Below are 443 nucleotides of genomic sequence, written 5' to 3' on the forward strand. Positions count from 1 at the left end.
GATTCGTTCCCCCGCGCCTGCATCGTGGCGATACTGGCCGGCCGCATTCCCTCCACTGCCTTGCCTGTACCACCGTGCTACCCGACCCAGTCCCCGACAGCGCGGCCGAAGCGCAGGTCGATCGCGTCATCGACGGCCTGCTCAACGGCCTGCAATGGCGCGCCAGCGTGTTCCATGTGGGGCAGTACTGCGGGCGCTGGCGGGCCTCCACGGCGGGGCGCGCGCGGGCCAGCTTTCACCTGATCCTGGACGGGCGCTGCTGGCTGCACCTGCCGGGCCAGCCCTCGGTGGAGCTGCAGCCGCGCGACGGCGTGTTCCTCTCGCGCGATGTGCCGCATTTCATCTCGCCCTATGCCGACCCGGACATGGCCTGCGCCCCGCAGGCCATGCGCCCCGTCACGGGCGAGGCCGGCATCGGAGAGACGGCGCTGGCCTGCGGCTTC

1 protein-coding gene is annotated in these 443 nt (G+C 71.8%); it reads left to right on the forward strand.

Annotated elements, in window-relative coordinates:
* Positions 1 to 74 precede the first annotated feature (74 nt).
* A partial coding sequence (locus tag JHD80_RS27125) for a cupin domain-containing protein (RefSeq protein ID WP_199093680.1) occupies positions 75 to 443 on the forward strand: 369 nt, incomplete at its 3' end.

Origin of the sequence: Allobosea sp. ASV33 (genome assembly GCF_016428755.1) — a bacterium.
Classification (GTDB): Bacteria; Pseudomonadota; Alphaproteobacteria; order Rhizobiales; family Beijerinckiaceae; genus Allobosea.